Raw genomic sequence first — 25,675 nt, forward strand, 5'->3', positions numbered from 1 at the left:
CTCTGCAAAACGCCTACGTCGCAAAGCCAACCGCGCCACGGCGGGCAGGGACCGCCGTGGAAACAAGGACCAGGCGACCCGCCGAAACGCGTGCCAGCGTTTCGGCGCAGCCGTTCGCGCCCCGCTCTGCGAAACGTTTACGTCGCGAAGCCAACCGCGCCACGGCGGGCAGGGACCGCCGTGGAAACAAGGACCAGGCGACCCGCCGAAACGCGTGCCAGCGTTTCGGCGCAGCCGTTCGCGCCCCGCTCTGCGAAACGTTTACGTCGCGAAGCCAACCGCGCCACGGCGGGCAGGGACCGCCGTGGAAACAAGGACAGCCTCAGCTCGGCCCGCCTCCGGCAAGGGCGGCGGCGCCGAGGATGCCCGCGTTGTTGCGCAGAGCCGCCGGAACGATCGGGGTGCGCAGCTCTAGGAGTGGGAGGAATTCCTCGTGGTGCTTCGAGATGCCGCCGCCGACGATGAAGAGGTCTGGCCAGAGCAGGGCTTCGAGGTGTGAGTAGTAGCGTTGGAGCCGCTTCGCCCAGTGCTTGTAGTCGAGGTCGTCCCGCTCCTTCGCTGCGAACGAGGCCTTCTTCTCGTAGTCGCCGCCGTGGATCTCGAGGTGGCCGAGTTCGGCGTTGGGGATCAGCACGCCGTTGTAGATCTGGGCCGTGCCGATGCCCGTGCCGAGCGTGGTCATGATGACCAGGCCACCTTTATCCTTTGCGGCTCCAAAACGTGACTCGGCGTATCCGGCGGCGTCCGCGTCGTTGACGAAGGAGATATTGCGGCCAATCGCGTCCTCGAAGAGCTTCTCTGCTTCGAGGCCGATCCACTCGTCCGAAACGTTGGCCGCTGACATGGTGCGGCCGTGAACGACCGCAGCAGGGAAGCAGATGCCGACGGGAGTGCTCGACGGTACATCCGGTATCGCCTCCAGGATCCGCTCGACCGTCGCGACAATGTCTCTTGGGCGACCGCCTTCAGGGGTAGGCAGCTTCATCCTGTCGCTGAGCAGCAACCCTCCGCCCAGGTCGACCGAGGCTCCCTTGATGCCTGTTCCCCCGATGTCGATCCCGATGGCCATTGCCTCAGCTGTCATACGCGTCATGCTAGCGAAGCACGAGGGAAGCGGCGTGCTGACGACCGGCATAGGATCGCCGCATGACTGACGGCGACGCGAACTCCTGGTGGTACAACCTGAAAGCCGGTGCGGTGGAGCAGGGCTTCGTCTCCCCATCCGTTGACCGTGTCGGGCCTTTCTCTTCGCGGGAAGAGGCGTCGCACGCGCTCGAGCGACTGCACGAGAACAGCCGCAAGTGGGCCGAGGAGGACGCCGCCGAGGACTAGGGCCGGCTACTCGAAGCTGTGCTCGGTGCCGGGGTACGCGCCGGACTCGACGTCCTCCCGATAAGCGGCCACCGCTCCCGCGAGCACTCCGCGCAGGTCGGCGTACTGCTTGACGAAGCGGGGGATGCGGCCGGTGGTGAGGCCAGCGAAATCGGTCCAAACCAGTAGTTGACCATCGACGTGGGGGCCGGCGCCGACTCCGATCGTCGGGATGCGCAACTCCTCGGTGACCTGGCGGGCCGCGTCGGCCGGCACCATTTCGAGGACGACGGCGAACGCCCCTGCCTCCTGGACAGCATGGGCGTCCGCGAGTAGTTGCTCCAACCCCTCACCGCGACCCTGCACCATGTGGCCGCCCAGGCCATGCTCGCTCTGAGGCGTGAATCCAATGTGCGCCATCACGGGGATGCCCGCCTCGACGATGCGGCGAATCTGCTCTGCCGAGCGCACGCCCCCCTCGAGCTTCACGGCGTGGGCGTGCGTTTCCTTCATAAAACGGAACGCCGTGTGCAGTGCGTCGTCCGCTCCGGACTCGTAGGAGCCGAAGGGCATGTCAGCGACGACGAAGGCGCGATCGACGGCCCCCGCCACCGCTCGCGCCAAGGGGATCAGCTCGTCTACTGTGACCGGCAGCGTCGTGTCGTAGCCGAGGACGGTGTTGCCGGCGGAGTCGCCGACGAGGAGGAAGTCGATGCCCGCCTCGTCGAAGATCTTCGCGGTGAGCTGGTCATAGCTGGTCAGGCCAGTGATGCGCACACCCGATTCCTTTGCGTTCTGGAAGTGGCGGGTTCGAACGCGTTTCACCGGCTGCGCTGACATGGCCGCCACTCTACCGGCGCCCCCGCCGCAACCCGCGGGCACTGGTCGGAGGCAGTAGCCTGAGGGGCGAAACAGAAGGAGTCTGGATGGACAAGCAACGGGACTTCGTTCTTCGCACCATTGAAGAGCGAGGGATCAAATTCGTTCGCCTCTGGTTCACGGACGTCGTCGGCACGCTGAAGTCAGTCGCGATAGCGCCCGCCGAGGTCGAAGGGGCATTCGCCGAGGGCCTGGGGTTCGACGGCTCTGCTATTGAGGGCCTGACGCGCTCGTTCGAGGCCGACGTGCTCGCGCATCCGGACCCATCCACGTTCCAGATCCTGCCGTGGCGGGGCGAGATTGATCCGACGGCGCGGATGTTCTGCGACATCACCACGCCCGACGGCCAGCCCGCGGTCGCGGACCCGCGAAATGTGCTCAAGCGCACGCTCGCAAAGGCGGCTGAGCGCGGCTTCACGTTCTACACGCATCCCGAAATCGAGTTCTACCTCTTGAAGTCCTCGACGTTCGGCGCCGAGGGCCCCGAGCCCGTCGATTCCGCGGGATATTTCGACAACGTCCCGGGAGGCACCGCGCACGACTTCCGTCGACGCTCCGTGCGGATGCTGGAGGACCTGGGCATCTCGGTCGAGTTCAGCCATCACGAGGCCGGCCCTGGCCAGAACGAGATCGACCTCCGTTACGCCGATGCGTTGACGACGGCTGACAACATCATGACCTTCCGCACGGTCATCAAAGAGGTTGCCATCGAGCAGGGCGTGTACGCGACCTTCATGCCCAAACCGCTCTCCGGCCACCCCGGCTCCGGCATGCACACTCACCTCTCCCTCTTCGAGGGTGACGTCAACGCGTTCTACGAGCAGGGCGCGCAGTACCAGCTCTCGAAGCTTGGCCGCCAGTTCATCGCGGGGCTGCTCAAGCACGCCCCCGAGATCACCGCGGTCACCAACCAGTTCGTGAACTCGTACAAGCGACTCTGGGGCGGCGACGAGGCGCCGAGCTACGTCTCCTGGGGTCACAACAACCGGTCAGCCCTGGTGCGGGTGCCGCTTTACAAGCCGAACAAGGGCCAGTCCTCGCGCATCGAGTATCGTGCACTCGACTCTGCTGCAAACCCCTACCTCGCTTACTCGCTGCTGCTGGCCGCGGGGCTCAAGGGCATCGAAGAGGGCTACGAGCTACCTGCCGAGGCTGAGGACAACGTGTGGGCTCTCTCGGACGCCGAGCGCCGTGCACTGGGATACGGCGCTCTGCCCGCGAGCCTCGACCGCGCCATTTCGCTGATGGAGGAGTCGGAGCTGGTCGCTGAGACGCTCGGGGAACAGGTATTCAACTTCGTGCTGCTCAACAAGCGGAAGGACTGGGCCGAGTACCGCGCGCAGGTCACTCCGTACGAGCTGCGCAGCAACCTCGAGATGCTCTGACTCCTCGGCCATGCCGCGCGAACGCTCACTCCGCGATATCGCGCGTCTCGGCTTCGCCGCGCTCGGCGAGACGGGGGCGCGCTTGGCGGAGGCGGAGGAGCGAGCCGGACGCGACCTTGAGTCCGTGCTGCCATCCTTCGCCGCTGTCGCCGACCCGGATGCTGCGCTGAGCGCTCTGATCAGTGTGCTCCGTCGGCATCGCGACCGGATGAACGAGGTCCTGGCCGACGACGAAGCACTCACTCGGCTTCTGCTCGTGATCGGCGCCTCCTCCGGTCTTGCCGATTTCCTCCAGCGTCGGCCGGACGAACTCACGAGCTTCCTGGAGCCGGTGCCGTCCCTGCCCGGACGCGCCGAGTTCGTGGGCGAACTGCTCGACTCGGTGGGAGCCGTCGATGGCTTCTCGACGCTGCGGGAGGAGGCGGGATGGACGGCGCTGCGTGTGCGGTACCGGCGCTTGCTCACTCGTATCGTGGTGCACGACATCAGCCAGCCCGATCCGGTCGCAGCGATCGACCGCGTCACGCGCGCACTCGCCGACCTTGCTGGAGCTGCGCTGGAGGCCGCACTCGCCGTCGCTCGCACCGAGCTTGTCGAGGGCACGGGCCCCGGTCGATTCCCTCGCGGCGAGGTGGCAGCGACCCGATTCGCCGTCATCGGGATGGGCAAGGCCGGCGCCTCCGAACTCAACTACGTCAGCGACGTCGACGTGATCTTCGTCGCCGAGGGGGATCCCGAGCGTGAGCTCTCGAACGCGCGTGCTCTTGACATCGCGACACGCCTCGCCGTCCTGCTCATGCGCGGAACCTCGGCGCCCGCAGTGGAGCCCGAGCTGTGGGAAGTCGACCCGAATCTTCGTCCAGAGGGCAAGCAGGGCGCGCTCGTGCGCACTCTCGAGTCGCACATCACCTACTACGACCGCTGGGCCAAGAGTTGGGAGTTCCAGGCCCTGCTCAAGGCTCGCCCGCTCGCCGGCGACCCAGAGCTAGGCCGTGCCTACGTCAACGCCGTCGCCCCCAAGGTGTGGTCGAGCGCTTCCCGGGAGAATTTCGTCGAGTCCGTCCAGCGGATGCGCGAGCGAGTCACGGAACACATCCCGCAGAAGGACGTGCATTATCAGATCAAGCTCGGGCCTGGCGGACTGCGCGACATCGAATTCACGGTCCAGCTGCTCCAGCTCGTGCACGGGCAGACCGATGACGAGATCCACATGCCTGGCACGCTCCTTGCCCTGGGCGCGCTCGCCGAACGTGGCTATATCGGACGGTCGGCAGCGGAGGAGTTCGCGCAGGATTACCGCGCGCTGCGCCTCCTCGAGCACCGCCTCCAGCTGCGTCAGCTCCGGCGCACGCATCTCATGCCGCGCGACGAGCACGAGCTGCGCACGCTGGCTCGTTCCAGTGGCCTCGCGCGCACGGCCGAGGAGCTGCTCCAGGTCTGGAACGGCATTAAGCATCGGGTGCGCGGCTTGCATGAGCGCCTGTTCTACCGCCCCCTGCTCTCGGCCGTTGCGGCGCTCCCGGAGGGCGGCGCCGAGCTCTCGACGGGCCAGGCGGAGGCGCGCCTCGCGGCGATTGGCTTCGCGGACTCGCGCGGCGCTCTCGGCCACATCGCGGCGATGACGTCCGGCGTCTCGCGGCGCGCGAGCATTCAGCGCCACCTGGCGCCGGTCATGCTGCAGTGGTTCGCCGACGGCGCCGACCCTGACTACGGTCTGCTCGCCTTCCGTCGGCTCAGCGATGCCCTCGGCGGTACGCCGTGGTTCCTACGGATGCTGCGCGACTCCTCCGGGGCGGCGAAGCGACTCACGACGGTTCTCTCGGGCTCGCGCTTTGTCGGGGAGCTGCTCGACCGCATTCCGGAGTCGGCCGCGTGGCTCGAAGACGACGACGCCCTCCGCCCGCGCGGCGCCCCGCAGCTCGATGAGGAGGTGCGCGCGGTCCTGTCCCGCCACGAGACTCCCGACGCGGTCGCCTCCGTCCTGCGCTCGATGCGCAGACGCGAGGTGTTGCGGACGGCGATGGGGGGCGTGCTCGGACTGAGCACGATCGAGGAGATCGCGGCAAGCCTCACCGACATCATCAGTGCCTTGCTGAGCGGCGTGCTCACGGCGATCCGGCGTGGCAGTGCGACCCGGCCGGGCGCGGAGGCGGAGTTCGCGATCATCGGCATGGGGCGCTACGGGGGCGCAGAGCTCGGCTTCGGCTCCGACGCCGACGTGATGTACGTCCAGCGCCCCGGCGCCGCCGAGCCGCACCAAGCGCAGCTGTACTCGCAATTCCTCGTCGCCGAGCTGGTGCGCCTCACCGAGGACTCGCGCCTCCCGCTCGACCTCGACGCCAACTTGCGGCCCGAGGGGAAGAACGGACCGCTGGTGCGGTCGCTCGACTCCTACCGTGCCTACTACGCCCGCTGGTCGCTGACCTGGGAGGCGCAGGCTCTGCTGAGGGCCAGGGGAGTGGCGGGCGATCGGGCGCTGATCGACGACTTCGAGAAACTGGCCGACGATGTCCGCTACCCGGGCACGATCTCGGACCGCGACATCCGCGAGGTCAAGCGGATCAAGGCCCGCGTCGAAAACGAGCGGCTGCCGCAGGGCGCCGACCCGCGTCGGCACCTCAAGCTCGGTCGCGGCTCGCTGAGCGACGTGGAGTGGCTGGTACAGCTCCTGCAGCTGCAGCACGCGCGCCGGATGCCATCGTTGCGCACGACCTCCACGCTCACGGCCCTCGCGGTCGCGGAGAGCGAGGGACTGGTCGGTGCGCACGATGCCGAACGCCTCCGTGCAGCATGGCTGCTCGCCTCCCGCGTGCGCTCGGGGACGACCCTGTGGCCGAACCGCACGAGCGACGTCCTCCCGACCGACCGCCGCCAGCTCGACGGTGTCGCGCGCCTGCTGGAGTACCCGGCCGGCTCAGCGACGGCCCTGGAGGACGACTACCTCGGCGTGACCCGCCGCTCGCGGGCAGTCTTCGAGCGGCTGTTCTACGGGCCTGCGGCGGGGGATGTGCCCACCTCCAGCTGAGGACGCTCGCGGATCGAGGACGCGCGTCTGCGCCAGTCGCGGCACGACCAGGTCAGCTACACCCACCCTCGGCTCTTAAGTTCGGCCGCAAGGCGGGCCCCAATGTGCGACGCAAACTGCGTCTTGATGTGCTGGCCGTCGTGGGTGAGCTGCGGGGCGAGCGCGTCCTCAAGGCGGTTGTCTCGGTCGGACTTGTAGGTGTAGCCGTTGATGGTCACCGGTGTCGTGCCCTCGGTCAGGCCAGCGACGCCCATGAGGCTGTCCTGGATCCAGTGGCGGAGGTCGTAGTAGAGGTTGGGGTAGATGCGTGCGAGTTCGTGCTCCACGTTCCACACGACGTAGTGCTTCTCGCGACGGTTCTTATTGACATCATTCAGTGCTGGCAGGTTGCCGTCGATCAGCCACGGGCTGGGGCCGCCATCATTTGCCCGGATCAGGGATCCAACCAGCAGGGTCCGCTTCACGGTCGAGCGCTGAGCCTCGACCATCGCGCAGGTCGCCGTGACGCATCGACCGACCGCCTGCCGGATGGTCTCGCCGGGCATCGCCACGGAGTCATTGACCGCGGAACCGATGATCTGGACGGCATCCCCGTAGAGCTTCTGGTCGTCGCTGACGAACCACATGGACGTCACGTCCGTGATGACAGTGCCTGGGGTGGAACGCAAGAAAAAGTAGGTGCTGCCGTCGCTCGTGCTCTGATGTTGGAGGGTTCCGTGGATCGCGGTAGTCCCACTCGATGTCACGACGGTGAGAGTGCCTGCGTCCGCAGGTATAGGCCCGGCCGTCGTGCGGAAGCGGACGTCCGCGACGAGAGTCGCGTAGGGGCTGTTGGTCGCGGGGAAGGTCTGCGCCGCCCCTTGCATCGTGAACAGGGGAGTGATCGCGCCGGCACGGAGCGCGGCTTCCTCGGACGTGCTTCCGCCGAGCGCGCGCACGATGACGCTTGCGGTGGGTAGCTCCTGGTCGAGGAAGTACGGCCATGACTTCTCGTACGCAACGTCGCCTTGGGGCGAGGATCGCCCCAACATGTGCGAATCGCCTCGAACAATCACGTGACTCGGGTCGGGGACCATCACGGAAGGGAGAGTGGAAGGCGGCGGCAGATGAATCGAGTGGTAGGGGTTCACGAACGGGGATCCGGCCGGCAGCGTGTAGGGCCAGTCACCAGGGTCGTTGTTGCTCAACGAAGAGTCCTTCCAGGTCGGTGCCGCGGCCGGTTCAGTTTGCACAATGACGACCGTCCACGACGAAGGCTGAACAGTGCTGCTCAGCTGGGGAAGTTCCGCAACGGAGAACGGCCGTCGCTATCAGAGGTGCGCGACGATGTGCCGCGTGCTGCGGGGTGGGCAGCTCGCCGAGGAGGCTATCGCTGCTCGCGACGACGCCCAGTCCCGCGGCGCGACGCGCGTGACGTGTAACGGTTCGGGGGTGTCGCGGAGGAGCGGCGAACGAGAGCCGGCCCGGGGCCAACCAGCGAACAGGCAGCACGCTTCGCCCTCGACCCCCCCCGTGTGAGGAATGGCGCGTGCTGGGGTCTGACGCGACCTGCCGCTTTACGCGCTGACGAGGTACGGCCACCGCTGAAGCAGTAGTGGCTCCCACCCGAATTCACGACTGCCTGCGGGAACACGTGGCCCGACACAGACGAGTCCGCACGAGCGGCCGTTGCACAGGTGCTGGCCGCTCGTGCGGACTCGATGCGGACTGACTCCGCTATTTCCGCGGGATCTCGCTAGACCCCGTAGTACAACTCGAACTCGAACGGGTGCGGGCGCTGCGCGAGGGGCTTAATCTCCTTCTCGCGCTTGTACTCGATCCAGGTGTCGATGAGTTCCTGGGTGAACACGCCACCCTGAAGCAGGAAGTCGTGGTCGGCCTCAAGGGCGTCGAGCGCCTCACCGAGGGTCGCAGGGACCTGCGGAATGAGCTTGGCCTCCTCGGGGGGCAACTCGTAGAGATCCTTATCGACCGGCTCATGCGGCTCAATGCGGTTCTTAATGCCATCCAGTCCCGCCATCAGCTGGGCGGCGAACGCGAGGTACGGGTTCCCCGAGGCGTCCGGCGCGCGGAACTCAATGCGCTTCGCCTTCGGGTTTGTGCCGGTGATCGGGATGCGGATCGACGCGGACCGATTGCCGGCCGAGTAGACGAGGTTGACCGGCGCCTCGAAGCCCGGGATGAGACGGTGGTACGAGTTGACCGTCGGGTTGGTGAACGCGAGGACAGCGGGGGCATGCTTGAGCAGGCCGCCGATGTACCAGCGCGCGACATCCGAGAGTCCGCCGTAGCCGTTCTCGTCGTAGAACAGCGGCGTGCCGTCGTTCCAGAGCGACTGGTGGGTGTGCATTCCCGAGCCGTTGTCGCCGAAAAGGGGCTTGGGCATGAATGTAGCGGTCTTGCCCCACTGCTCGGCCGTGTTCTTGACGATGTATTTGAACTTCAGAATGTCGTCGGCTGCGTGCACCATCGTGTCGAAGCGGTAGTTGATCTCGGCCTGGCCACCCGTACCCACTTCGTGGTGGGAGCGCTCGAGGATGAGCCCGGCGTCGATCAGCTTCAGGCAAATGTCGTCGCGGAGATCGGCCTGCTTATCCACCGGGCTCACCGGGAAGTAGCCGCCCTTATAGGGGGTCTTGTTGCCGAGGTTGCCGCCCTCCTCGACGCGTCCCGAGTTCCAAGCGCCCTCAACCGAGTCGACGGAGTGGAATGCGGAATTCTGCGTGACCTCGTAGCGGACGTCGTCGAAGATGTAGAACTCGGCCTCGGGGGCGAAGAACGCGGTGTCGGCTATGCCGGTCGACGCGAGATACTTCTCGGCCTTTTTGGCGACCTGGCGAGGATCCTTGGAGTAGATCTCACCGTTGCGCGGGTTGTAGATGTCGAAGACGAGGATCAGCGTGCGCTCGATGCGGAACGGATCCACGTAGGCGGTGGTCACGTCAGGGATCAGCTGCATGTCCGATTCGTGGATGTTCGCGAATCCGCGGATCGACGACCCGTCGAAGAGCTGGCCGACGGAGAAGAATTCCTCGTCGACAGTCGAGGCGGGGATGTTGAAGTGCTGCTGGACACCGGGAAGATCGGTGAACCGGATGTCGAGGAACTTGACGTCCGTGTCCTTGATGAACGTGAGCACCTCGGAAGAATCTTTAAACATGCAAAGGTCTCCAATGGCGTAACGGGTGGCTGCAGAGCGCAGCCGTTTCAGGGTAGTGATGGGCGGTTTCCCCGCCGTGTCCCTTCTGTTTCCGGTATGTTACGCGGCCGCCACGGGGGTTCGCTCCGCGTGGCTCGTCCCACGTGTCCGGCGATAGAGTCGGAGGATGCCAGGAGCCGACCGAAGGACCTTCGCTGACGCCGCCCCAAGTGAGTACCCGGGGGAGCGCCTAGGTCTTCCTCAGGATGGCCGCCTCTCCATTGGCCGCTCTGGACGCCGCATCGCCGCGCTGGCCGTTGACTTCGCTCTTTCTGCCCTGATCTCGTTCGCGTTCTTCGACTACGACCGTTGGGCAAGCCTGCTGCTGTTCGTCCTGCTGCAAGCGGTCTTCATCCCGACCATCGGCGGCAGCCCCGGCCATCGACTGCTCGGGATGCGCGTCATTCGGCTCGGCGGAGGCTGGGTGGGTGTGTGGCGTCCGCTGGTGCGCTCGGTGCTGCTGGCAGTGCTCGTGCCCGCCCTAGTTTGGGACTCGGACCAGCGGGGCTTCCACGACAAGGTGGCCGGTACCGTGCTGGTGCGCTACTGACGGGCCTTCCCGAACACGGAGCCGACCCTTCGCAGACACGGAACGGGACGGGAATGGCTGCCAGCGGCCCACAGTCTCGTGAAGGTCAGCGCGAGCGCTGCGGCCGCACCTTGAAGGGATCGACGCCTTTGGGGATCGGCAGTGAGGTATTGAGGGAAGCAAGACGATTCTTGACCGCAAGGACCTCGGCCTTGGTCAGAACCTTTTTCGTCTTTGCAAGGCGGCTGGGGACTCTGTGCAGCGGCACGGCGTCAGCATCCGGGCCCACGGTGACGAAGGTCACGGGTACGTTCGGCAGGATGCGGGTAACCTTGCGTCGCTCGTCCTCGAGCATCCGCTTGGTGCGACCGGCGGGGCCCTCCGCGATCAGCACGACACCGCCGCGACCGACCGCTCGATAGACCGCGTCCTGGGTCTTGCCGTTCACGGCAACCGGCATCTCGCCGCCGGTCCACGTGCCGCGAAGTCCGCTTCGCAGGACCGCGCCGACCGCGCCGGGCTGGCCAGCAATCTGGCCGTAGGCCGCACGTTCTGCACGGCGGGAGAGAACCGCGAGGCCGGATACGAGACCCGCCATGACGCCCACGAGAATCCAGAGAGCGATGACGAAGCCGTTGCCGTTCCCAAGCACGATACCGAGAAGGACGCCGAGAAGGATCGGGAGCAGGAGCGCGAGGAGGATGATCCAGACGGCGCTGCTGTCGTAGCGGCGGGTCATCTGGAACACCTGCCACATCTGCTTGAGACGTCCTGGTTCCTTGGCCGCCTTCGTCGACGGTTCCGTGCTGCGTGCCATGCGGTCAAGGATACCGAGCGAGCGCGAGGCGGCGGACCCTGTCAGCGTGATCGCGCTCCTCCACAGGCGAACGCTCGTGCGATTCGTCCACAGAATGTCGCCGGAGCCGCCTGCTCCCGCGGAGCCTGGACCACGCTCGGAGTATGAGATCGAGGAGCGCCGGGCGGCGCAGCAAGATCGGCGGTTACCGGGTCGTCGAGCGGACGCCGCGCGGTCTTGTCCTCGTGAACGAAGACGGCTCGGAGTTTGCCGGGCGGCGGCTTAGGCCACGCGAGGCCGAGGCGGTTCGCGAGTCGCCGATGGCCCGTCTCCCGGCCCATCGACATCGGGAGGCCATCGTCGGGATCGTGCCTTCCCGCGGACGGCGTGTGGTCGTCGCCACGCCGTCCACGGTCGCCACAGGCGAGCAGCTGCTTGCAGGGGAGCGACCACTGCGGCTGGGGGCCGCGATCACTCTCCTCGGACCCGTGATCGGAGCGGTCCGCTCCGCGGGAGCCGTCGGCGTGCACTTGGCACCGACCGCCGCCGATATCGGGCTGACCTCAGAGGGCCGGCCTGTGTTACTCCTGACGACTCCCTCCGTACCATCCCCTCGGGAGACGCGGGCTGCGCTGCGGCGGCTGCTGACCGAGGTGAGCGTACGCTGCGCTGAATTGCCCGTCACGCTCCTCTTAGAGCAGGGTGACCTCCTTGCGCTCGAGGGTCGGCTCTATGGACTTGCGGATCCCGAGGGCATCGGCTTGGTCCGCCTCAGCGCAGGGACGACCACCACGTCCGTCCGACGACGTGAGCACACTCGTTCTTCAGCTGCACGCCACAGGCGGCGGCATCCTCTCGACGGCTGGCGATCCCGAGTCCAGGACGTCGCAGTGCGGCGTCGCGGCCCTCTGCTTGCGGCCGCCGTCATCATGCTCGGCGCGGTCATTGCGGGAGTCCTCGGGACCCCGCCGTCCGGCCGAGCCGATCATTCCCGCACCCCGACCACCGCGTCCCCTTCTCGCAGTCCAGTGTCCGAACCCCCCGCCACGCAGGCGCCGTTCGTCGGTATGCCGTCTTCGCCCGGGTCCGCGGGGAGGGCGCAGACTCCGGCCGAAGCGGAGGAGGCAGCGCACCTGCTCGTCGAGGCCGCACTGGCCTGCTCCGACGCCGACTGCCGTCGAGCGTTGACCACTGCGGAGTCACCGTTACGCACGGCCGCGGACGCACTCGCCGAGCACCTACCGGCGGGTGTTGGTGTCGGGGTGGTCCTGGCCGACGTGAACGGTTCCTCCGCAGTGGTCGACCTCGAGACGGCCCCGGGCACAACAGCGGCCTCCGTCCTGATCATCAGGACGGAGGCCGGGTGGCTTATCCGCGATGTCTATGCCGGAGCCGCACCGTGACGGGCCGACTCAGCGCTGATACCTCAGACTCCCAGGTCGTTCTCGAACGAGCCCTCCTCGAGGCGCTCCTTGATCGCGACCAGGAAGCGCGCCGCGTCGGCACCGTCGACGGTGCGGTGATCGTACGAGAGCGCGAGGAACACCGTCGAGCGGATGGCGATAGCGTCTGCGCCATCGACCTGCACGACCGCCGGCTTCTTCGTGACGATGCCGGTACCGAGGATCGCGGTCTGCGGCAGGAACACGACGGGCGTGTCGAACAGCGCTCCGCGGGATCCCGTGTTGGTCAGCGTGAAGGTGCCGCCCGCGAGCTCATCGGGCTTGAGCTTGTTATTGCGCGTACGCTCCGCGAGGTCGCCGATGGTGCTAGCGATCTGCGCGAGGTTCAGCTCGGAGGCGTTCTTGAGCACGGGGGTGAGCAGGCCGCGCTCGGTGTCCACCGCGATGCTGATGTTCTCGTGGTCCGGGTAAACGATCGACTCGCCGTCGAGCGTGGAGTTGATGACCGGATACGCCTTGAGGGCTTCGGCTGCGGCAAGGGCGAAGAAGGGGAGGAAGGAGAGCTTGGCGCCCGTCTTCTCCTGGAAGCTCTTCTTCACCGAGTCGCGGAAGCGCGCTACCGCGGTCACGTCGACCTCGATGACCGACGTGAGCTGAGCGCTCGTCTGCATCGACTCGACTGCCCGCTGCGCAAGAACCTTGCGCAGCCGGGACATCGGTTGCGTGGTACCACGCAGGGGAGAGGTCTCGAGCGGGGTGCGCGTGGCCTGAGCGGCGGCGGCGATCGGGGCCGCCGCTGCAGCGGCGGGAGTCGACTTCGCGGCCTCGACAGCGTCGAGAACGTCCTGCTTGCGGATGCGGCCGCCCACGCCGGTGCCGGTCAGGGCCGAGAGGTCGATGCCGTGCTCGCTCGCGAGCTTTCGGACGAGCGGAGTCACGTAGCCGGGGTTCGAGTCGGTGGGCTCGGGAGCCGCGGCGGGTGCGGGAGCCGCAGCAATCGGAGCCGCAGCGGCAGGCGCGGGAACCGAGGGGGCAGGTGCGGTGACCTCCGGCGCAGAGGGCCTTTCGACTGCCGGAGCGGGCTCGGGCTCGGCCGGCGCGGGCGCCTCGGCATCGCTGTCGGCGTCGACGGACGGGGTCGCCTCCTCCGTGGGCTCAGTCTCGGCTGCCTGAACCTCGGGCTCCTGCTCAGCGGGTGCCTCGGGCTCGGAGGTGGAGGCCGCACCGGAGCCATCGCCGATGCGCACGAGCTCAGCGCCAACTTCAACGGTCTCGTCCTCCTGGACGAGGATCTCCTCGATGACGCCGGCGACGGGCGACGGGATCTCCGTGTCGACCTTGTCGGTCGAGACTTCGAGCAGGGGCTCGTCCACCTCGACGCGGTCCCCGACGTTCTTCAGCCAGCGGGTGACCGTTCCTTCCGTGACACTCTCTCCGAGTGCCGGGAGGCTGACGGATTCGCTCATGAGCCTGTCTCCTTAAAACGCTTGTGCTTCGATGTTCAGCTTACTAATGCGGACGCAACGGGTTGCCGCGCCGCAATGGTTCTACAGTGCGTGCAAAGGCTTGCCGGCCAGAGCGAGGTGCGCCTCGCCGAGCGCCTCGTTCTGAGTCGGATGCGCGTGGACAAGAGGCGCGACGTCCTCGGGATGGGCTTCCCAGTTCACGATGAGCTGCGCCTCGCCGATCAGTTCGCCCACACGGGCGCCGACCATGTGGACTCCCACGACGGGGCCATCCACCACCCGCACTACTTTGACGGAACCGGTCGTGCCGATGATGGTGCTGCGTGCGTTGCCGCCCAGGCCGTAGTCGTAGGTCGATATGCGCTCGGCGCCGAATTCGGCGATCGCGCGCTCCTCGCTGAGGCCGACCGAAGCGACCTCGGGGTCGCTGTAGGTCACTTTCGGAACGTTGACGTCCGAGACGATCTGAGGACCGAGACCGGCGATCTCCTCCGCGACAAAGATGCCCTGCTGGAAGCTCCGGTGCGCGAGTTGGAGGCCGGGCACGATGTCTCCCACTGCATACACCCCGGGCACGGAGGTCTGCAGGCGCTCGTCCGTCAGCACGTAGCCGCGGTCGAGGCGGACTCCGACCTCCTCGAGGCCAACGCCCGCGGTCACGGGGCCGCGGCCCACGGCGACCAAGAGCAGCTCGCCCTCGACGGTCGCTCCGCCCTCGAGCGAGACCCTCACGCCCTCGTCCGACTGCGACACCGAGGCGACGCGGGAGCCAAGTTGAAAGGCGATGCCGCGACGCCGGAAAGCCCGCTCCAGTTGCTTGCTGACGCTCTCATCCTCATTGGGCACGAGGTGGTCGAGCGCCTCGACAATGGTGACCTCGGCGCCGAAGGATCGCCAGACGCTCGCGAACTCGACGCCGATCACTCCGCCGCCAAGGACCACTACCCGCGAGGGAACGTGGTCGAGTTCGAGGGCCTGGTCACTCGTGAGAACGCGTCCGCCGATCTCGATACCGGGAAGGGTGCGCGACGCAGACCCCGTCGCGACGACGATCGACGATCCGTGCACAACATGCTCGCCGACCGTCACCGTCCCGGGAGCCGTCAGACGTCCCTCCCCAGAGATCACGGTGATCCCCCGCGAGGACACGAGGCTCTGCAGACCCTTGTACTTGCCCGCCACAACGCCCTCGCGGTAGCGGGTGACGCCTGCCATGTCGATCCCGGCGAAGCTCGAGAGCACGCCGTATTTCGCTCCGTCGCGGGCGCCGTCGGCCAGCTCAGCGGCGTGCAGAAGCGCTTTCGTCGGCACGCAACCGCGGTGCAGGCACGTGCCGCCAAGCTTGTCCCGCTCGATGAGCGCAACGCTCATCCCGAGCTGCGTCGCCCGCAGGGCTGCCGCATATCCACCGCTGCCACCACCGAGCACGACCAGGTCGTAGCGCTCTTCCGACACTCAGTGACTCCCTCGCAACGTGCGGTCCCACTGCATCGCCGACCGGCTCCGGCGCTGAGCGCTCGGCGGATCGGGAAGGGAGACGAGGCGAGGTTTCCCGCCCCGACGACCCTACTACGCGCGTGCGAGGCGCTCGGCCAGCGCGATCAGCGCCCGGACCGAGACCCCGGTCGCACCGGCACCGGTGAAGCCGTAGGCGCCGCCACCGTTGCTTGCCGGGCCCGCGATGTCAAGGTGTACCCACGGAATCGAGGTCGTATCGTCGCCCTCACCGCGTGTACCGACGAACTCGCGGAGGAAGTGTGCGGCAAGCAGCATGCCACCGGCGGTGTTGCCCGGCTTCACATTCGCGATATCGGCGATATCCGAGTTCAACAGGGGCCGCAGCTCGGCCGGAAGCGGCATGTGCCAGAAGGATTCACCCGAGGCGCGCGCGGCCTCGAGTACCTCAGCGACAAGCTTCTCGTCGCCCATTGCGCCGACCGTCCGGTTGCCGAGGGCAACGACGGACGCCCCGGTGAGCGTCGCGACGTCGATGATCGCATCGGGCTGCTCCTCGCTCGCGGCGACGATGCCATCGGCGAGCACGAGCCGACCCTCGGCATCTGTGTTCAGCACCTCGACCGTCGTCCCGCCACGGATCGTGAGGACATCATCCGGTCGGATCGCGGTGCCAGAGGGCAGGTTCTCGGCGATGCAGAGCCAGGCGGTGGCGCGGATCGGGAGGCCGAGTTCCGCGATGGCGCGCACCACGGCGTACACGGTCGCAGCACCCGCCATGTCGGTCTTCATCCCGATCATCGAAGCCGGCGGCTTGAGCGAGAGTCCGCCGCTGTCGAAGGTGATGCCCTTGCCGACCAGGGCGAGGTGGGTATGAGCGCCCTCGGGGGAGTAGGCGACCTTCACCAGACGCGGTGGGCGGGAGGATCCACCGCCAACCCCGAGGATCCCGCCGAACCCACCCTCGGCGAGGGCCTTCTCGTCCCAGACCGTCACATCGAGGGGCAGCCCTTCGATGCCTCCCTGCACGGCCTCGGCGAGCGTTTGGGGGTACAGGTGGGAGGGAGGAGTGTTGACGAGATCCTTCACCGTCGACACCGCGCGCCCGAGCACGAGGGCACGGTCGAGAACCTCCGCGTCAGCGGAACCATCCGCGCCCAGGAGGACGACGTGCTCGACAGGCGCCTTCACCGAAGAGGCGGTGCTGCCGCGGAAGGTGGTGAAGGCGTACGCGCCAAGGGCGGCGCCCTCGGCGACCGCGGCAAGAGAGCCGTCGGATCCGCGGGGAAGAGACAGCGCGACCCAGGCGCAACCGGCAAGCGCGCGGATTGCCGAACCGGCGGCGGTCCGCAGAGCGGCGTCGTCGGGTTCGGCCGAGCCCAGCCCGACCAGCACGACGACTCCGGCGTGCACAGGCGAGGGAACGCGGATGATCGACTCCGCCGCGCCGGTCACTCCGAGAGCAGTGAACGAGGAGGCCAGCTCCTCGAATCCCTCCACGCCGACGAGGCGTGGTCCGTCCGGTCCCGGAGCAACGCCCAGCACGAGCGCGTCAGTGTCGATCTCGGAGGCGGGGACAGTCGAGTATTCGAGAGAGGAGAGGGGCATGGCGGCAATGCTAGGTGCTGTTCGCTGAGGGCTCAGCGGAGCCGGGCGGGCGAGACAGACGCCCGTCTAAGCTTGTCCGCATGCTGGATCCGGAAGACCTGTTCGAGATCGAGGGCGACCTCTCCGAGATCCCCCGTGGGCTGCACCTGGTTGCTGGGCTCACCGGTTCGGCAGATGCGGGTGGCGCCGTCGGGCAGCTCGGCGAATACCTCCTCGACACACTCGAGCACCGTTCCGTCGCCGTCTTCGACCAGGACCAGCTCCTGGACTACCGTGCTCGGCGGCCGATCATCACCTTCGACCAAGACCACCTCACCGATTATCGTCCGGCGATGTTGCGGCTTTCACTCGCCCACGACGAGCTACACCAGCCCTTCCTTCTGCTCACCGGCTTCGAGCCCGACTTCCAGTGGGAGCGGTTCACCCGTGCCGTGGTATCGCTGGTCACCCGTCTCGACGTCGCCTCAACCACCTGGGTGCAGGCGATCCCGATGCCGGTCCCGCACACTCGGCCCGTCGGCGTGACCGTCAGCGGAACTCGCGAGGACCTGGTTGATGCGATGTCAGTATGGAAGCCGCACACGCAGGTCCCCTCCAATGTCCTGCACCTGCTCGAACTTCGTCTTTCTGAGCGCGGGCTCGTCGCCGTGGGCTTCGCGCTGCTCATCCCGCACTACCTCTCTGACACGGAGTATCCGCAGGCTGCGGTTGCGGCTCTCGAAAGCATCTCGGCGGCGACCGGCCTGATCTTCCCCACCGACCGACTCCGCGAGAGCGGCCGGGAGTTCCTGTCGAAGGTCGACGAACAGGTCGCCGGTAACGAGGAGTTGCAGAAGCTGGTGTCGGCCCTCGAAGCTCGGCACGACACCTATATGGAGGGAACGAGCCTCCGCTCGCCGCTGACGGACGAGGACGGTTTCGTACCGAGCGCGGACGCCATCGCCGCGGAACTCGAGAAATTCCTCGCCATCCGCCGACCCGGCGACGAGCCCGCCACCTCCTGACCGCCGGCCGACGCTTGGGGCGTTGGTAGGATCGCGGGAGTGCGAGATCGTCGGGCCTGGTTTGTCTTCGGTACCGGCGCATTCGCCTATCTGGTGGCAGTCCTCAATCGCACGACTCTCGGTGTGGCGGGCGTCGATGCAGCGGAACGATTCGGAGTCGCGGCGGCGGTCCTCTCGACCCTCGCGGTCGTCCAGCTAATCGTGTACGCGGGGATGCAGATCCCCGTCGGGATCCTGATCGACCGCTTTGGACCGCGCGCACTCATCCTCAGCGGGACGGCGCTCATGATGGCGGGACAGATCGTGGTAGCGGTCGCGCCGAGCATCAGCATCGCAGTCCTCGGGCGCGTGCTGCTGGGGGCGGGTGACGCCGCGATCTTCACCTCTGTGATCCGCCTCACCGTGACGTGGTTCAGCGGCCCGATCGTTCCCCAGCTGTCGCAGTGGACCGGGAACATCGGTCAGGTGGGCCAAATCCTCTCCGCCCTTCCTTTCGCCGCCGTTCTGCACACGTTCGGCTGGACTCCTGCATTCCTCTCTGCTGCGGGTACCGGGGCTCTCGCGTTCCTCGCCGTGCTCTTCCTGATCAGCGACCTACCACCGCGCGCGGAGCAGGTCGTCCCTGGGCCGTCGACGCTGAGGGCGACCGTCGCGCAGCTCGGAGTGAGCCTGAGCCGGCCCGGGACGCAGCTCGGCTTTTGGTCGCATTTCACGACGCAGTCCTCCGGCACGGTCTTCACGCTGCTGTGGGGCTACCCGTTCCTCGTCTATGCGATCCAGCTACCCCCGGCGGTCGCGGCGCCCACCCTGACGATCGTTGTCGTCGCCGGAATCGTGGTCGGCCCCGTCCTCGGAGTGCTCACCGCGCGCCATCCGACACGCCGTAGCAATCTGGTGCTGGGGATCGTCTCGGCGATGGGCGTCGCCTGGACCGCGGTGCTGCTCTGGCCGGGCATCCCGCCGTACTGGCTCGTCGTGGTGCTCCTCATCGTCGTGGGAGCGGGCGGCCCGGGCTCGATGATCGGCTTCGACTTCGCCCGTACTTTTAATCCGTCTCGGAGTCTCGGGGCGGCGAATGGGGTCGTCAACGTGGGCGGATTCCTCGCGAGCTTCACGATGATGTTCGCGATCGGCCTGATCCTGGACGCTCTTGCGGGCCCGGACGCGTCGTCAGAGCAGACGTATTCCCTCGAGCATTTCCGGATTGCCTGGTGCGTGCAGTACGTCGTGATTGGTGCCGGGGTCGTGGGGCTGCTTGTTGCTCGGCGCCGCACCCGCCGCCGCCTCGCCGAGGACGAGGGAATAACCGTGGCACCGCTCTGGGTTGCACTGAACAACCGTCTACGCTGCGACGACCGTCTGCGCCGCGGGCGCACGGGGCGCTAATCGTCATCTGCTTCCGATCGTCATCTACCTCCGATCGCTCGCCGAGAACCGTGATCTTCCTGTGTGACGCAGCCTGGTCGGGCGGTTCTCGGCCTGCAAGGGGCGCAATCGCACCCCACCGCACAGCTGCACTACTCAGACGTGCAATAATTGTCAATAGGACCCGTTCGGGTCGAGGAGCACCAGGCCTACGTCGGGTGTGCAACGTCCTCGACTTGACATGGGTCCTCGTAATGCCCACCGACAGACGACGCTCTCCTGGCGTCGTCCGCCTCCGGGACGCAACGGATGGAGAGGTGCCGCCATGGCCACCAGAGCTACCAAGACCGCAACGCTCGACGCCGTCGATGACGACGTGACGACGACCACCAAGAAGCCCGCGACGCGCAAGCCCGCGGCAAAGAAGGCGGCGACGAAGACCACCGCTGCCAAAACCACCCGCTCGCGCGCGACCACGAAGGCCGCAGCTCCCGCCGACGGCGACGAGGAGCCGACCGAGGCGGTTGAGCCCGACGAGGTGGAGGTAGCTGAAGACGACGAGACCGAGGTCGTCGTCGAGGACACCGAGACCAAGGACGACGCGGAGGTCGCGGATGCTCCCGTCGTCGCAGTCGCGGCGCCCGCGGAGCCGCTCCCGAGCGGCGCCCTCGTTCTCTCCTTCGGCGGCGAGGACGACGAGGTCCCGGTCTACTCGACCGCGATCACCGGCGCGACGGCCGACCCGGTCAAGGACTACCTCAAGCAGATCGGCAAGGTCGCGCTCTTGAACGCGGCCGAGGAGGTCGAACTCGCGATGCGCATCGAGGCAGGTCTCTTCGCCGAGGACAAGCTCGCAAACTCGTCCGATCTCAGTCCTGAACTCGTCCGCGAGCTGCGCTGGGTCGCGAAAGACGGCCAACGAGCGAAGAGCCACCTTCTCGGGGCAAACCTCCGACTCGTAGTCAGCCTGGCCAAGCGCTATACCGGTCGTGGAATGCAGTTCCTCGATCTCATCCAGGAGGGCAACCTCGGCCTGATCCGTGCGGTCGAGAAGTTCGACTACACCAAGGGCTTCAAGTTCTCGACCTACGCGACGTGGTGGATCCGCCAGGCCATCACCCGCGCGATGGCCGACCAAGCGCGCACCATTCGCATCCCGGTGCACATGGTAGAGGTCATCAACAAGCTGGCTCGCGTGCAGCGCCAGATGCTGCAAGACCTGGGCCGAGAGCCAACGCCTGAGGAACTTTCTCGCGAGCTCGACATGACCCCGGAGAAAGTCATCGAGGTGCAGAAGTACGGCCGTGAGCCGATTTCGCTGCATACGCCTCTCGGCGAGGACGGCGACAGCGAGTTCGGTGACCTCATTGAGGACACCGAGGCGGTCGTGCCGGCCGATGCGGTGGGCTTCACCATGCTGCAGAAGCAGCTCGAGTCACTTCTCGATTCGCTTTCGGAGCGCGAAGCGGGCGTCATTCGTATGCGCTTTGGCCTCGGCGACGGCATGCCCAAGACGCTCGACCAGATTGGCGACACCTTCGGTGTCACGCGCGAGCGGATCCGCCAGATCGAATCCAAAACGATGGCCAAGCTGCGTCACCCGTCCCGCTCGCAGTCGCTCCGCGACTACCTCGAGTAGGCCGGTGATCCGCTACGCCCCGGCGATCCTCCTGGGAAGGGCCGCCCGATTCGCAGCGCGGGTGCGAAAGCCCGGTGGGGGATCCGCTGTTCCCGGGCTGGTGGTGAATCGCCTCGCACCGGGCTTTCTCCCCGCCGTGGTAACTGGCTTCCCGGAGGGACTCGTCGTTGTGACGGGATCCGCGGGCAAGTCCACGACAACGAAGATGCTCGTTGCCATCCTCCGCGCGCACGGCCTCCGGGTGTTCACCAACCCCTCGACTGCGAATATCGCACAGGGGCTCACCTCTGCCCTGCTCGAGCGAGCCGATCTCCGCGGCCGAATCGACGCGGACATCGCCGTCCTCGAGATGGACGAGGGGCACGGTGCACGGCTTGCGCCACGTCTACGCCCTCGCGTGGTACTGCTGACAAATGTGGTGGTTGATCAGATCGACCGTTTCTTTGACCCCGCGATGGTCGCGCGGATGCTCGCGGCGATCGCTGCCCGGGCGACCGGACGGGTGGTGCTGAACGCCGACGACCGACACGTCGCCGACATAGCAAGCGGCCTCTCCGATGACATCGTCCGCTGGTATGGCGTCTCCGATTCGGTGCGCGCTGGCTTCCCACGCGGTCTCGGTTATGCCACTGATGCCGAGGGAGGTGACCGCGCTACCACCGTCGTGGAGTCGACTCACGGCGACGCTGCCGAGATCAGGAGTGACGGTGACGCGCTCGCCGTGCGCCTCCCGGCTCGAGGCGTCCACTACGCCGTCGATGCCGCAGCGGCCGTCTCGACCGCCCGGGCGGTGCTCGACGCGCGCTTCGATCCCGCGACGACCGCCCACGCGCTCTCATCAATCGAGCCCGTCTTTGGCCGGGGCGAAGTCGTGACCGTTCGAGGCCAGGAGGTGGAGTTTGTCCTGGTGCAAAATCCGGCAAGCTACCGGCTCAACATTGCCGAGATTCCGGACGGCACCGAGCAGATCATGCTCGCGATCGGCTCCGACGTGCGCGACCCGTCGTACTTCTGGCCCGTCGACACCTCGGTTCTGCGACGGGTCCGCGTCATTTCGGGATCGAAGGCCTACGAGGCGGCACTGCACCTGCGCTACGACGGCGTTGCGGTCGACGCGGTGGACGAGGATCTCGGGCGAGCGCTCGAGAGTTTCCTCGCCCTGCCGACGCCGACTATCGGGCGAAAGACGATCGTCTTCTCAGCAGACTCGATGCGCCGCACACGTTCTCTTCTGCATCTCACTACCAACCGCGAGGAGCCCGAATGACCACGTTGCGCATCGCGGTCCTCGCCCCTGACATCCTCGACAGCAACGGCGATGCCGGGAACGCACGTGTTCTCGCCGCGCGCGCACGCTGGGCCGGAACGGATGCTAACGTCCTCCCGCTCGCGAGACCGGAGGACGCCGCTGTCCGACCCGATGTGTTGGTCGCGGGTACCGGTGCCGAAGCAGACCTTCCGGCCGTCCTGGAATTCCTACGGACGATTGCCTCGACCGTGCACGCATGGGTTGCGGAGGGCACCCAGGTTGTCGCTGTCGGAGCCGGTTGGGAGCTGATGGCGGAGTCCCTTGTGACGCCCTCAGGCGAGCTAAAGGGGATTGGCCTGTTCCCAGGACGCTCCGTGGCCGGAGACCGAGTGGCCGACGACCTCGTCGTCGACGGGGCGGACGGCCTGCTCATTGGCTTCGAGAACCACGAGCGCCGAATGACTGGCATCTCTGCCGAACACGCGCTCGGCCGCGTCCTGTACGGGACCGGTGACGGAGCCGGCTACGAGGGTTACTTCGCGGGCGGTCTGCTCGGCACACACCTGCACGGGCCCGTTCTCGCGAAGAACCCCGCACTGGCCGATGTCATCCTCCGCCGCGCCCTCGGCGACGCTTACTCGATCAGCGATGAGCGCATCCGCTCGGTGGATGACACGGCACGAGCCGCCCGCAATATCATCGCGAAGCGGCTCGGTGTCGGTCGGTAGGGTTGTCGGTCGGTAGGGTACAGACGCTCCAACCGGGCTGATCAAGGGAGCGCTACGGGCGCTGTTCCTCGAAGAGCCGGGCGGATTCATCGTGCCAGCTCTGGGCGATGCCGGAAAGCTTCTCCTGGTACTTCTTGCCGTGGTGTGAGCAGAACAGCAGTTCGCCGTTGTTCACGACCACTCGGATGTACGCCTGCGCACCGCAGCTGTCGCAGCGGTCGGCGCCGGAGAGCTGGTGGGCACTGGCGAGTTCGTCCACGCCATTCTGGGTTGCTGTGGTCGACATGACTTGGCCTCCTGCACTCGGTCTTCGATCTCTGCTTAGTGGAACCATCCAAGCACGCGGATGTTTCCCGGCGGAGTCGATCAGGCGGCATTTCGCTCTGCGCGTAGGCGGGTCGGTCCCCGGAGGGATGTGCTGAATGCCTCGTCCGCGCCGCAACCAGGGGGAGCGTCACCGCGAAAGTAGACTCGACGGATGGCCTCTACCGACTACAACGCCCGGCATCTCTCGGTCCTCGAAGGTCTCGAAGCGGTCCGCAAGCGGCCGGGGATGTACATCGGCTCGACCGATTCGCGCGGGCTGATGCACTGTGTGTGGGAGGTGATCGATAACTCCGTCGATGAAGCCCTGGCGGGGCACGGCACCGAGATCAGCGTTCTGCTGCACGCCGACGGGAGCGTCGAGGTCCGCGACCGAGCGCGCGGAATCCCCGTCGACATCGAACCCAAGACCGGACTCTCCGGGGTGGAGGTCGTCTTCACGAAGCTGCACGCGGGGGGGAAGTTTGGCTCCGGCTCGTACGCTGCGTCCGGCGGCCTGCACGGCGTCGGCGCCTCGGTCGTCAACGCGCTCTCGGAGCGGCTCGACGTCGAAGTCGACCGCAACGGCCGTACGTACCAGATGTCCTTCCACCGCGGCGAGCCGGGCCGCTTCGCCGACGCTGGCGAGCCCACTCCGGACGCGCCGTTCACGCCGTTCGAGAACGGCTCCGAACTCACCGTCATCGGAAAAGTCGCGAAGGGCGTGACAGGAACCCGCGTGCGTTATTGGGCCGACCGCCAAATTTTCACGAAAGGCGCGTCATTCCAGACGGACGAGCTCGTTACTCGGGCGCGGCAGACAGCGTTTCTCGTCCCCGGTCTCACGATCGACATTGTCGATGACCGGGCGGAGGAGCGCCGCGCGGAGATGTTCCGTTACGACGGTGGCATCTCGGAATTCGTCGAGTTCCTCGCCCCTGACGCGCCGGTGACCGACATCCTGCGCCTCACGGGCTCGGGTACCTTCACCGAGACGGTCCCCGTGCTCACCTCGGGCGGTGCGATGGTGCCGACTGAGGTCGAGCGCACCTGCGAGGTCGACATCGCCCTGCGCTGGGGAACCGGCTACGAGACTGTCGTGCGCAGCTTCGTGAACATCATCTCGACACCCAAGGGAGGGACGCATCAGACCGGGTTCGAACAGGGCCTGCTCAAGTTGCTCCGCTCACAGGTCGAGGCGAACGCTCGGCGCCTCAAGGTCGGCTCGGACAAGCTGGAAAAGGATGACGTGCTCGCGGGGCTCACCGCGGTGCTGACCGTGCGACTCCCTGAGCCGCAGTTCGAGGGCCAGACCAAAGAGATTCTCGGCACGCCGGCGGTGCGCGCGATCGTCGCGAGCACACTCGCCTCGACGCTGGGCGCGGTCTTCTCCTCGACCCGCCGAGAAGATAAGACGCAGACGTCGCAGCTGCTCGAGAAGGTCGTCGCCGAAATGAAGTCGCGCATTTCGGCGCGCGCACACAAGGAGACGCAGCGCCGGAAGAATGCGCTGGAATCGTCGTCGCTGCCGGCGAAACTCGTGGATTGTCGTAGCAACGACGTGGAGAACAGCGAGCTTTTCATCGTCGAGGGCGATTCCGCTCTCGGCACCGCGAAGCTCGCCCGCAACAGCGAATACCAGGCGCTGCTGCCCATCCGCGGGAAGATCCTCAACACTCAAAAGGCCAGCATCGCCGACATGCTCTCGAACGCCGAGTGCGCGTCGATGATCCAGGTGATCGGCGCGGGCTCCGGCCGCTCGTTCGATCTTCCGGCGGCCCGATACGGGAAGATCATCCTGATGAGCGACGCCGACGTCGATGGCGCGCATATTCGCACCCTGCTGCTTACTCTGTTCTTTCGCTACATGCGCCCGCTGGTCGAGGCGGGCCGAGTCTTCGCTGCCGTTCCGCCACTGCACAGGCTTGTCGTCATGAACGCCGGTAAGAAGCCGAACGAGACGATCTACACATACTCCGAGAAGGAGCTGCAGAGCGTCCTCGCTGCGCTGGGTAAAGCGGGCCGGCGCTACCAGGACCCGATTCAGCGCTACAAAGGCCTGGGTGAGATGGACGCGGACCAGCTGGCGACGACCACGATGGACCGGGCCCGACGCACGCTCCGTCGAGTCCGCGTGGCCGATGCCGAAAATGCGGGACGGGTCTTCGAGCTGCTGATGGGTAACGACGTCGCCCCGCGCAAGGAGTTCATTGTGCGCGGTTCGGAGTCGCTCTCGCGGGATCGCATCGACGTCTGAGGTCGGTGGTGCGGGCGCTCACCGCGATTCACGTAGTCAGAGCGGGCGCACGTACTCACAGTGGCTCAAGGGCT

20 protein-coding genes are annotated in these 25,675 nt (G+C 66.8%); 11 read left to right on the top strand and 9 right to left on the bottom strand.

The genetic code is table 11. The features are described 5' to 3' along the window. Positions 1 to 322: 322 nt before the first annotated feature. On the bottom strand, positions 323 to 1,084 hold the full coding sequence (gene ppgK, locus B0H03_RS03480; protein WP_104264772.1) for a polyphosphate--glucose phosphotransferase: 762 nt from the start codon (positions 1,082 to 1,084) through the stop codon (positions 323 to 325). Positions 1,085 to 1,146: 62 nt separating this feature from the next. Between ppgK and B0H03_RS03485 the strand changes: the two genes are divergently transcribed. Beyond that, entirely contained in the window at positions 1,147 to 1,332 is a 186-nt protein-coding gene (locus B0H03_RS03485) for an SPOR domain-containing protein (RefSeq protein ID WP_104264765.1), read from the top strand. A 6-nt stretch (positions 1,333 to 1,338) separates the two neighbouring features. Here B0H03_RS03485 and panB read toward each other — a convergent pair whose 3' ends face one another. Continuing rightward, complete coding sequence (panB, locus tag B0H03_RS03490) at positions 1,339 to 2,151, bottom strand: 3-methyl-2-oxobutanoate hydroxymethyltransferase (RefSeq protein WP_104264766.1); 813 nt, start codon at positions 2,149 to 2,151, stop codon at positions 1,339 to 1,341. 86 nt (positions 2,152 to 2,237) lie between these two features. Here panB and B0H03_RS03495 point away from each other — a divergent pair, with 86 nt between their 5' ends. Both B0H03_RS03495 and B0H03_RS03500 read left to right on the top strand, forming a co-directional pair. Next, positions 2,238 to 3,575: a glutamine synthetase family protein gene (locus tag B0H03_RS03495; protein ID WP_104264767.1), complete on the top strand. Its 1,338-nt coding sequence runs from the start codon at positions 2,238 to 2,240 to the stop codon at positions 3,573 to 3,575. A 10-nt stretch (positions 3,576 to 3,585) separates the two neighbouring features. After that, positions 3,586 to 6,600 carry a bifunctional [glutamine synthetase] adenylyltransferase/[glutamine synthetase]-adenylyl-L-tyrosine phosphorylase gene (locus B0H03_RS03500; protein WP_104264768.1) on the top strand — a complete coding sequence of 1,005 codons (3,015 nt, stop codon included), beginning with the start codon at positions 3,586 to 3,588 and terminating at the stop codon, positions 6,598 to 6,600. A 56-nt stretch (positions 6,601 to 6,656) separates the two neighbouring features. Here B0H03_RS03500 and B0H03_RS03505 read toward each other — a convergent pair whose 3' ends face one another. Both B0H03_RS03505 and glnA read right to left on the bottom strand, forming a co-directional pair. After that, positions 6,657 to 7,631: a hypothetical protein gene (locus B0H03_RS03505; protein ID WP_104353972.1), complete on the bottom strand. Its 975-nt coding sequence runs from the start codon at positions 7,629 to 7,631 to the stop codon at positions 6,657 to 6,659. 704 nt (positions 7,632 to 8,335) lie between these two features. Next, positions 8,336 to 9,760, bottom strand: a complete 1,425-nt coding sequence (gene glnA, locus B0H03_RS03510; RefSeq protein ID WP_104264773.1) for a type I glutamate--ammonia ligase — start codon at positions 9,758 to 9,760, stop codon at positions 8,336 to 8,338. A gap of 166 nt (positions 9,761 to 9,926) precedes the next feature. Here glnA and B0H03_RS03515 point away from each other — a divergent pair, with 166 nt between their 5' ends. Continuing rightward, a complete protein-coding gene (locus tag B0H03_RS03515) occupies positions 9,927 to 10,349 on the top strand; it encodes an RDD family protein (RefSeq protein WP_104264774.1) in 423 nt (140 codons plus the stop codon). A gap of 85 nt (positions 10,350 to 10,434) precedes the next feature. Here B0H03_RS03515 and B0H03_RS03520 read toward each other — a convergent pair whose 3' ends face one another. Then, positions 10,435 to 11,145, bottom strand: coding sequence for a DUF4191 domain-containing protein (locus tag B0H03_RS03520; RefSeq protein ID WP_104264775.1), 711 nt, complete (start codon positions 11,143 to 11,145; stop codon positions 10,435 to 10,437). Between the two features lie 143 nt (positions 11,146 to 11,288). Between B0H03_RS03520 and B0H03_RS03525 the strand changes: the two genes are divergently transcribed. Continuing rightward, complete coding sequence (locus tag B0H03_RS03525) at positions 11,289 to 12,527, top strand: hypothetical protein (RefSeq protein WP_104264776.1); 1,239 nt, start codon at positions 11,289 to 11,291, stop codon at positions 12,525 to 12,527. 23 nt (positions 12,528 to 12,550) lie between these two features. On the opposite strand, the gene sucB is transcribed toward B0H03_RS03525, so the two are convergent. From sucB to B0H03_RS03540, 3 genes are all read right to left on the bottom strand, one after another. Continuing rightward, positions 12,551 to 13,993: a 2-oxoglutarate dehydrogenase, E2 component, dihydrolipoamide succinyltransferase gene (gene sucB, locus B0H03_RS03530; protein ID WP_104264777.1), complete on the bottom strand. Its 1,443-nt coding sequence runs from the start codon at positions 13,991 to 13,993 to the stop codon at positions 12,551 to 12,553. Positions 13,994 to 14,074: 81 nt separating this feature from the next. Continuing rightward, entirely contained in the window at positions 14,075 to 15,448 is a 1,374-nt protein-coding gene (gene lpdA / locus B0H03_RS03535; protein WP_104264778.1) for a dihydrolipoyl dehydrogenase, read from the bottom strand. 114 nt (positions 15,449 to 15,562) lie between these two features. Continuing rightward, on the bottom strand, positions 15,563 to 17,056 hold the full coding sequence (locus tag B0H03_RS03540; protein ID WP_104264779.1) for a leucyl aminopeptidase: 1,494 nt from the start codon (positions 17,054 to 17,056) through the stop codon (positions 15,563 to 15,565). A gap of 80 nt (positions 17,057 to 17,136) precedes the next feature. Here B0H03_RS03540 and B0H03_RS03545 point away from each other — a divergent pair, with 80 nt between their 5' ends. From B0H03_RS03545 to B0H03_RS03565, 5 genes are all read left to right on the top strand, one after another. Then, positions 17,137 to 18,060, top strand: coding sequence for a proteasome assembly chaperone family protein (locus B0H03_RS03545; RefSeq protein WP_104264780.1), 924 nt, complete (start codon positions 17,137 to 17,139; stop codon positions 18,058 to 18,060). Between the two features lie 39 nt (positions 18,061 to 18,099). Next, complete coding sequence (locus B0H03_RS03550; RefSeq protein WP_104264781.1) at positions 18,100 to 19,446, top strand: MFS transporter; 1,347 nt, start codon at positions 18,100 to 18,102, stop codon at positions 19,444 to 19,446. A 304-nt stretch (positions 19,447 to 19,750) separates the two neighbouring features. Next, the gene (locus B0H03_RS03555; protein ID WP_104264782.1) at positions 19,751 to 21,064 is read left to right on the top strand and encodes an RNA polymerase sigma factor; all 1,314 of its coding nucleotides are present in this window, start codon (positions 19,751 to 19,753) and stop codon (positions 21,062 to 21,064) included. 4 nt (positions 21,065 to 21,068) lie between these two features. Next, positions 21,069 to 22,331 (top strand): MurT ligase domain-containing protein, encoded by a 1,263-nt coding sequence (locus tag B0H03_RS03560; protein ID WP_104264783.1) that lies wholly within the window; start codon positions 21,069 to 21,071, stop codon positions 22,329 to 22,331. After that, the gene (locus tag B0H03_RS03565; RefSeq protein ID WP_104264784.1) at positions 22,328 to 23,041 is read left to right on the top strand and encodes a type 1 glutamine amidotransferase; all 714 of its coding nucleotides are present in this window, start codon (positions 22,328 to 22,330) and stop codon (positions 23,039 to 23,041) included. Before B0H03_RS03560 ends, B0H03_RS03565 begins: the two co-directional genes overlap by 4 nt. 52 nt (positions 23,042 to 23,093) lie before the next feature. Here the strand turns inward: B0H03_RS03565 and B0H03_RS03570 are convergent, their stop codons facing one another. Next, the gene (locus tag B0H03_RS03570; protein WP_104264785.1) at positions 23,094 to 23,327 is read right to left on the bottom strand and encodes a DUF7455 domain-containing protein; all 234 of its coding nucleotides are present in this window, start codon (positions 23,325 to 23,327) and stop codon (positions 23,094 to 23,096) included. Between the two features lie 192 nt (positions 23,328 to 23,519). Here B0H03_RS03570 and B0H03_RS03575 point away from each other — a divergent pair, with 192 nt between their 5' ends. Continuing rightward, positions 23,520 to 25,601 carry a DNA gyrase/topoisomerase IV subunit B gene (locus tag B0H03_RS03575; RefSeq protein ID WP_104264786.1) on the top strand — a complete coding sequence of 694 codons (2,082 nt, stop codon included), beginning with the start codon at positions 23,520 to 23,522 and terminating at the stop codon, positions 25,599 to 25,601. Positions 25,602 to 25,675: the final 74 nt, after the last annotated feature.

The organism is Rathayibacter iranicus NCPPB 2253 = VKM Ac-1602, from assembly GCF_003149025.1.
In the GTDB taxonomy this organism is placed as follows: domain Bacteria; phylum Actinomycetota; class Actinomycetes; order Actinomycetales; family Microbacteriaceae; genus Rathayibacter; species Rathayibacter iranicus.

Excerpts from the sequence above, each read along its gene's own strand:
- ppgK (WP_104264772.1), bottom strand. The coding sequence starts at position 1,084 with ATGACAGCTGAGGCAATGGCCATCGGGATCGACATCGGGGGAACAGGC.
- B0H03_RS03485 (WP_104264765.1), top strand. The coding sequence starts at position 1,147 with ATGACTGACGGCGACGCGAACTCCTGGTGGTACAACCTGAAAGCCGGT.
- panB (WP_104264766.1), bottom strand. The coding sequence starts at position 2,151 with ATGTCAGCGCAGCCGGTGAAACGCGTTCGAACCCGCCACTTCCAGAAC.
- B0H03_RS03495 (WP_104264767.1), top strand. The coding sequence starts at position 2,238 with ATGGACAAGCAACGGGACTTCGTTCTTCGCACCATTGAAGAGCGAGGG.
- B0H03_RS03500 (WP_104264768.1), top strand. The coding sequence starts at position 3,586 with ATGCCGCGCGAACGCTCACTCCGCGATATCGCGCGTCTCGGCTTCGCC.
- B0H03_RS03505 (WP_104353972.1), bottom strand. The coding sequence starts at position 7,631 with ATGTTGGGGCGATCCTCGCCCCAAGGCGACGTTGCGTACGAGAAGTCA.
- glnA (WP_104264773.1), bottom strand. The coding sequence starts at position 9,760 with ATGTTTAAAGATTCTTCCGAGGTGCTCACGTTCATCAAGGACACGGAC.
- B0H03_RS03515 (WP_104264774.1), top strand. The coding sequence starts at position 9,927 with ATGCCAGGAGCCGACCGAAGGACCTTCGCTGACGCCGCCCCAAGTGAG.
- B0H03_RS03520 (WP_104264775.1), bottom strand. The coding sequence starts at position 11,145 with ATGGCACGCAGCACGGAACCGTCGACGAAGGCGGCCAAGGAACCAGGA.
- B0H03_RS03525 (WP_104264776.1), top strand. The coding sequence starts at position 11,289 with ATGAGATCGAGGAGCGCCGGGCGGCGCAGCAAGATCGGCGGTTACCGG.
- sucB (WP_104264777.1), bottom strand. The coding sequence starts at position 13,993 with ATGAGCGAATCCGTCAGCCTCCCGGCACTCGGAGAGAGTGTCACGGAA.
- B0H03_RS03540 (WP_104264779.1), bottom strand. The coding sequence starts at position 17,056 with ATGCCCCTCTCCTCTCTCGAATACTCGACTGTCCCCGCCTCCGAGATC.
- B0H03_RS03545 (WP_104264780.1), top strand. The coding sequence starts at position 17,137 with ATGCTGGATCCGGAAGACCTGTTCGAGATCGAGGGCGACCTCTCCGAG.
- B0H03_RS03555 (WP_104264782.1), top strand. The coding sequence starts at position 19,751 with ATGGCCACCAGAGCTACCAAGACCGCAACGCTCGACGCCGTCGATGAC.
- B0H03_RS03565 (WP_104264784.1), top strand. The coding sequence starts at position 22,328 with ATGACCACGTTGCGCATCGCGGTCCTCGCCCCTGACATCCTCGACAGC.
- B0H03_RS03570 (WP_104264785.1), bottom strand. The coding sequence starts at position 23,327 with ATGTCGACCACAGCAACCCAGAATGGCGTGGACGAACTCGCCAGTGCC.
- B0H03_RS03575 (WP_104264786.1), top strand. The coding sequence starts at position 23,520 with ATGGCCTCTACCGACTACAACGCCCGGCATCTCTCGGTCCTCGAAGGT.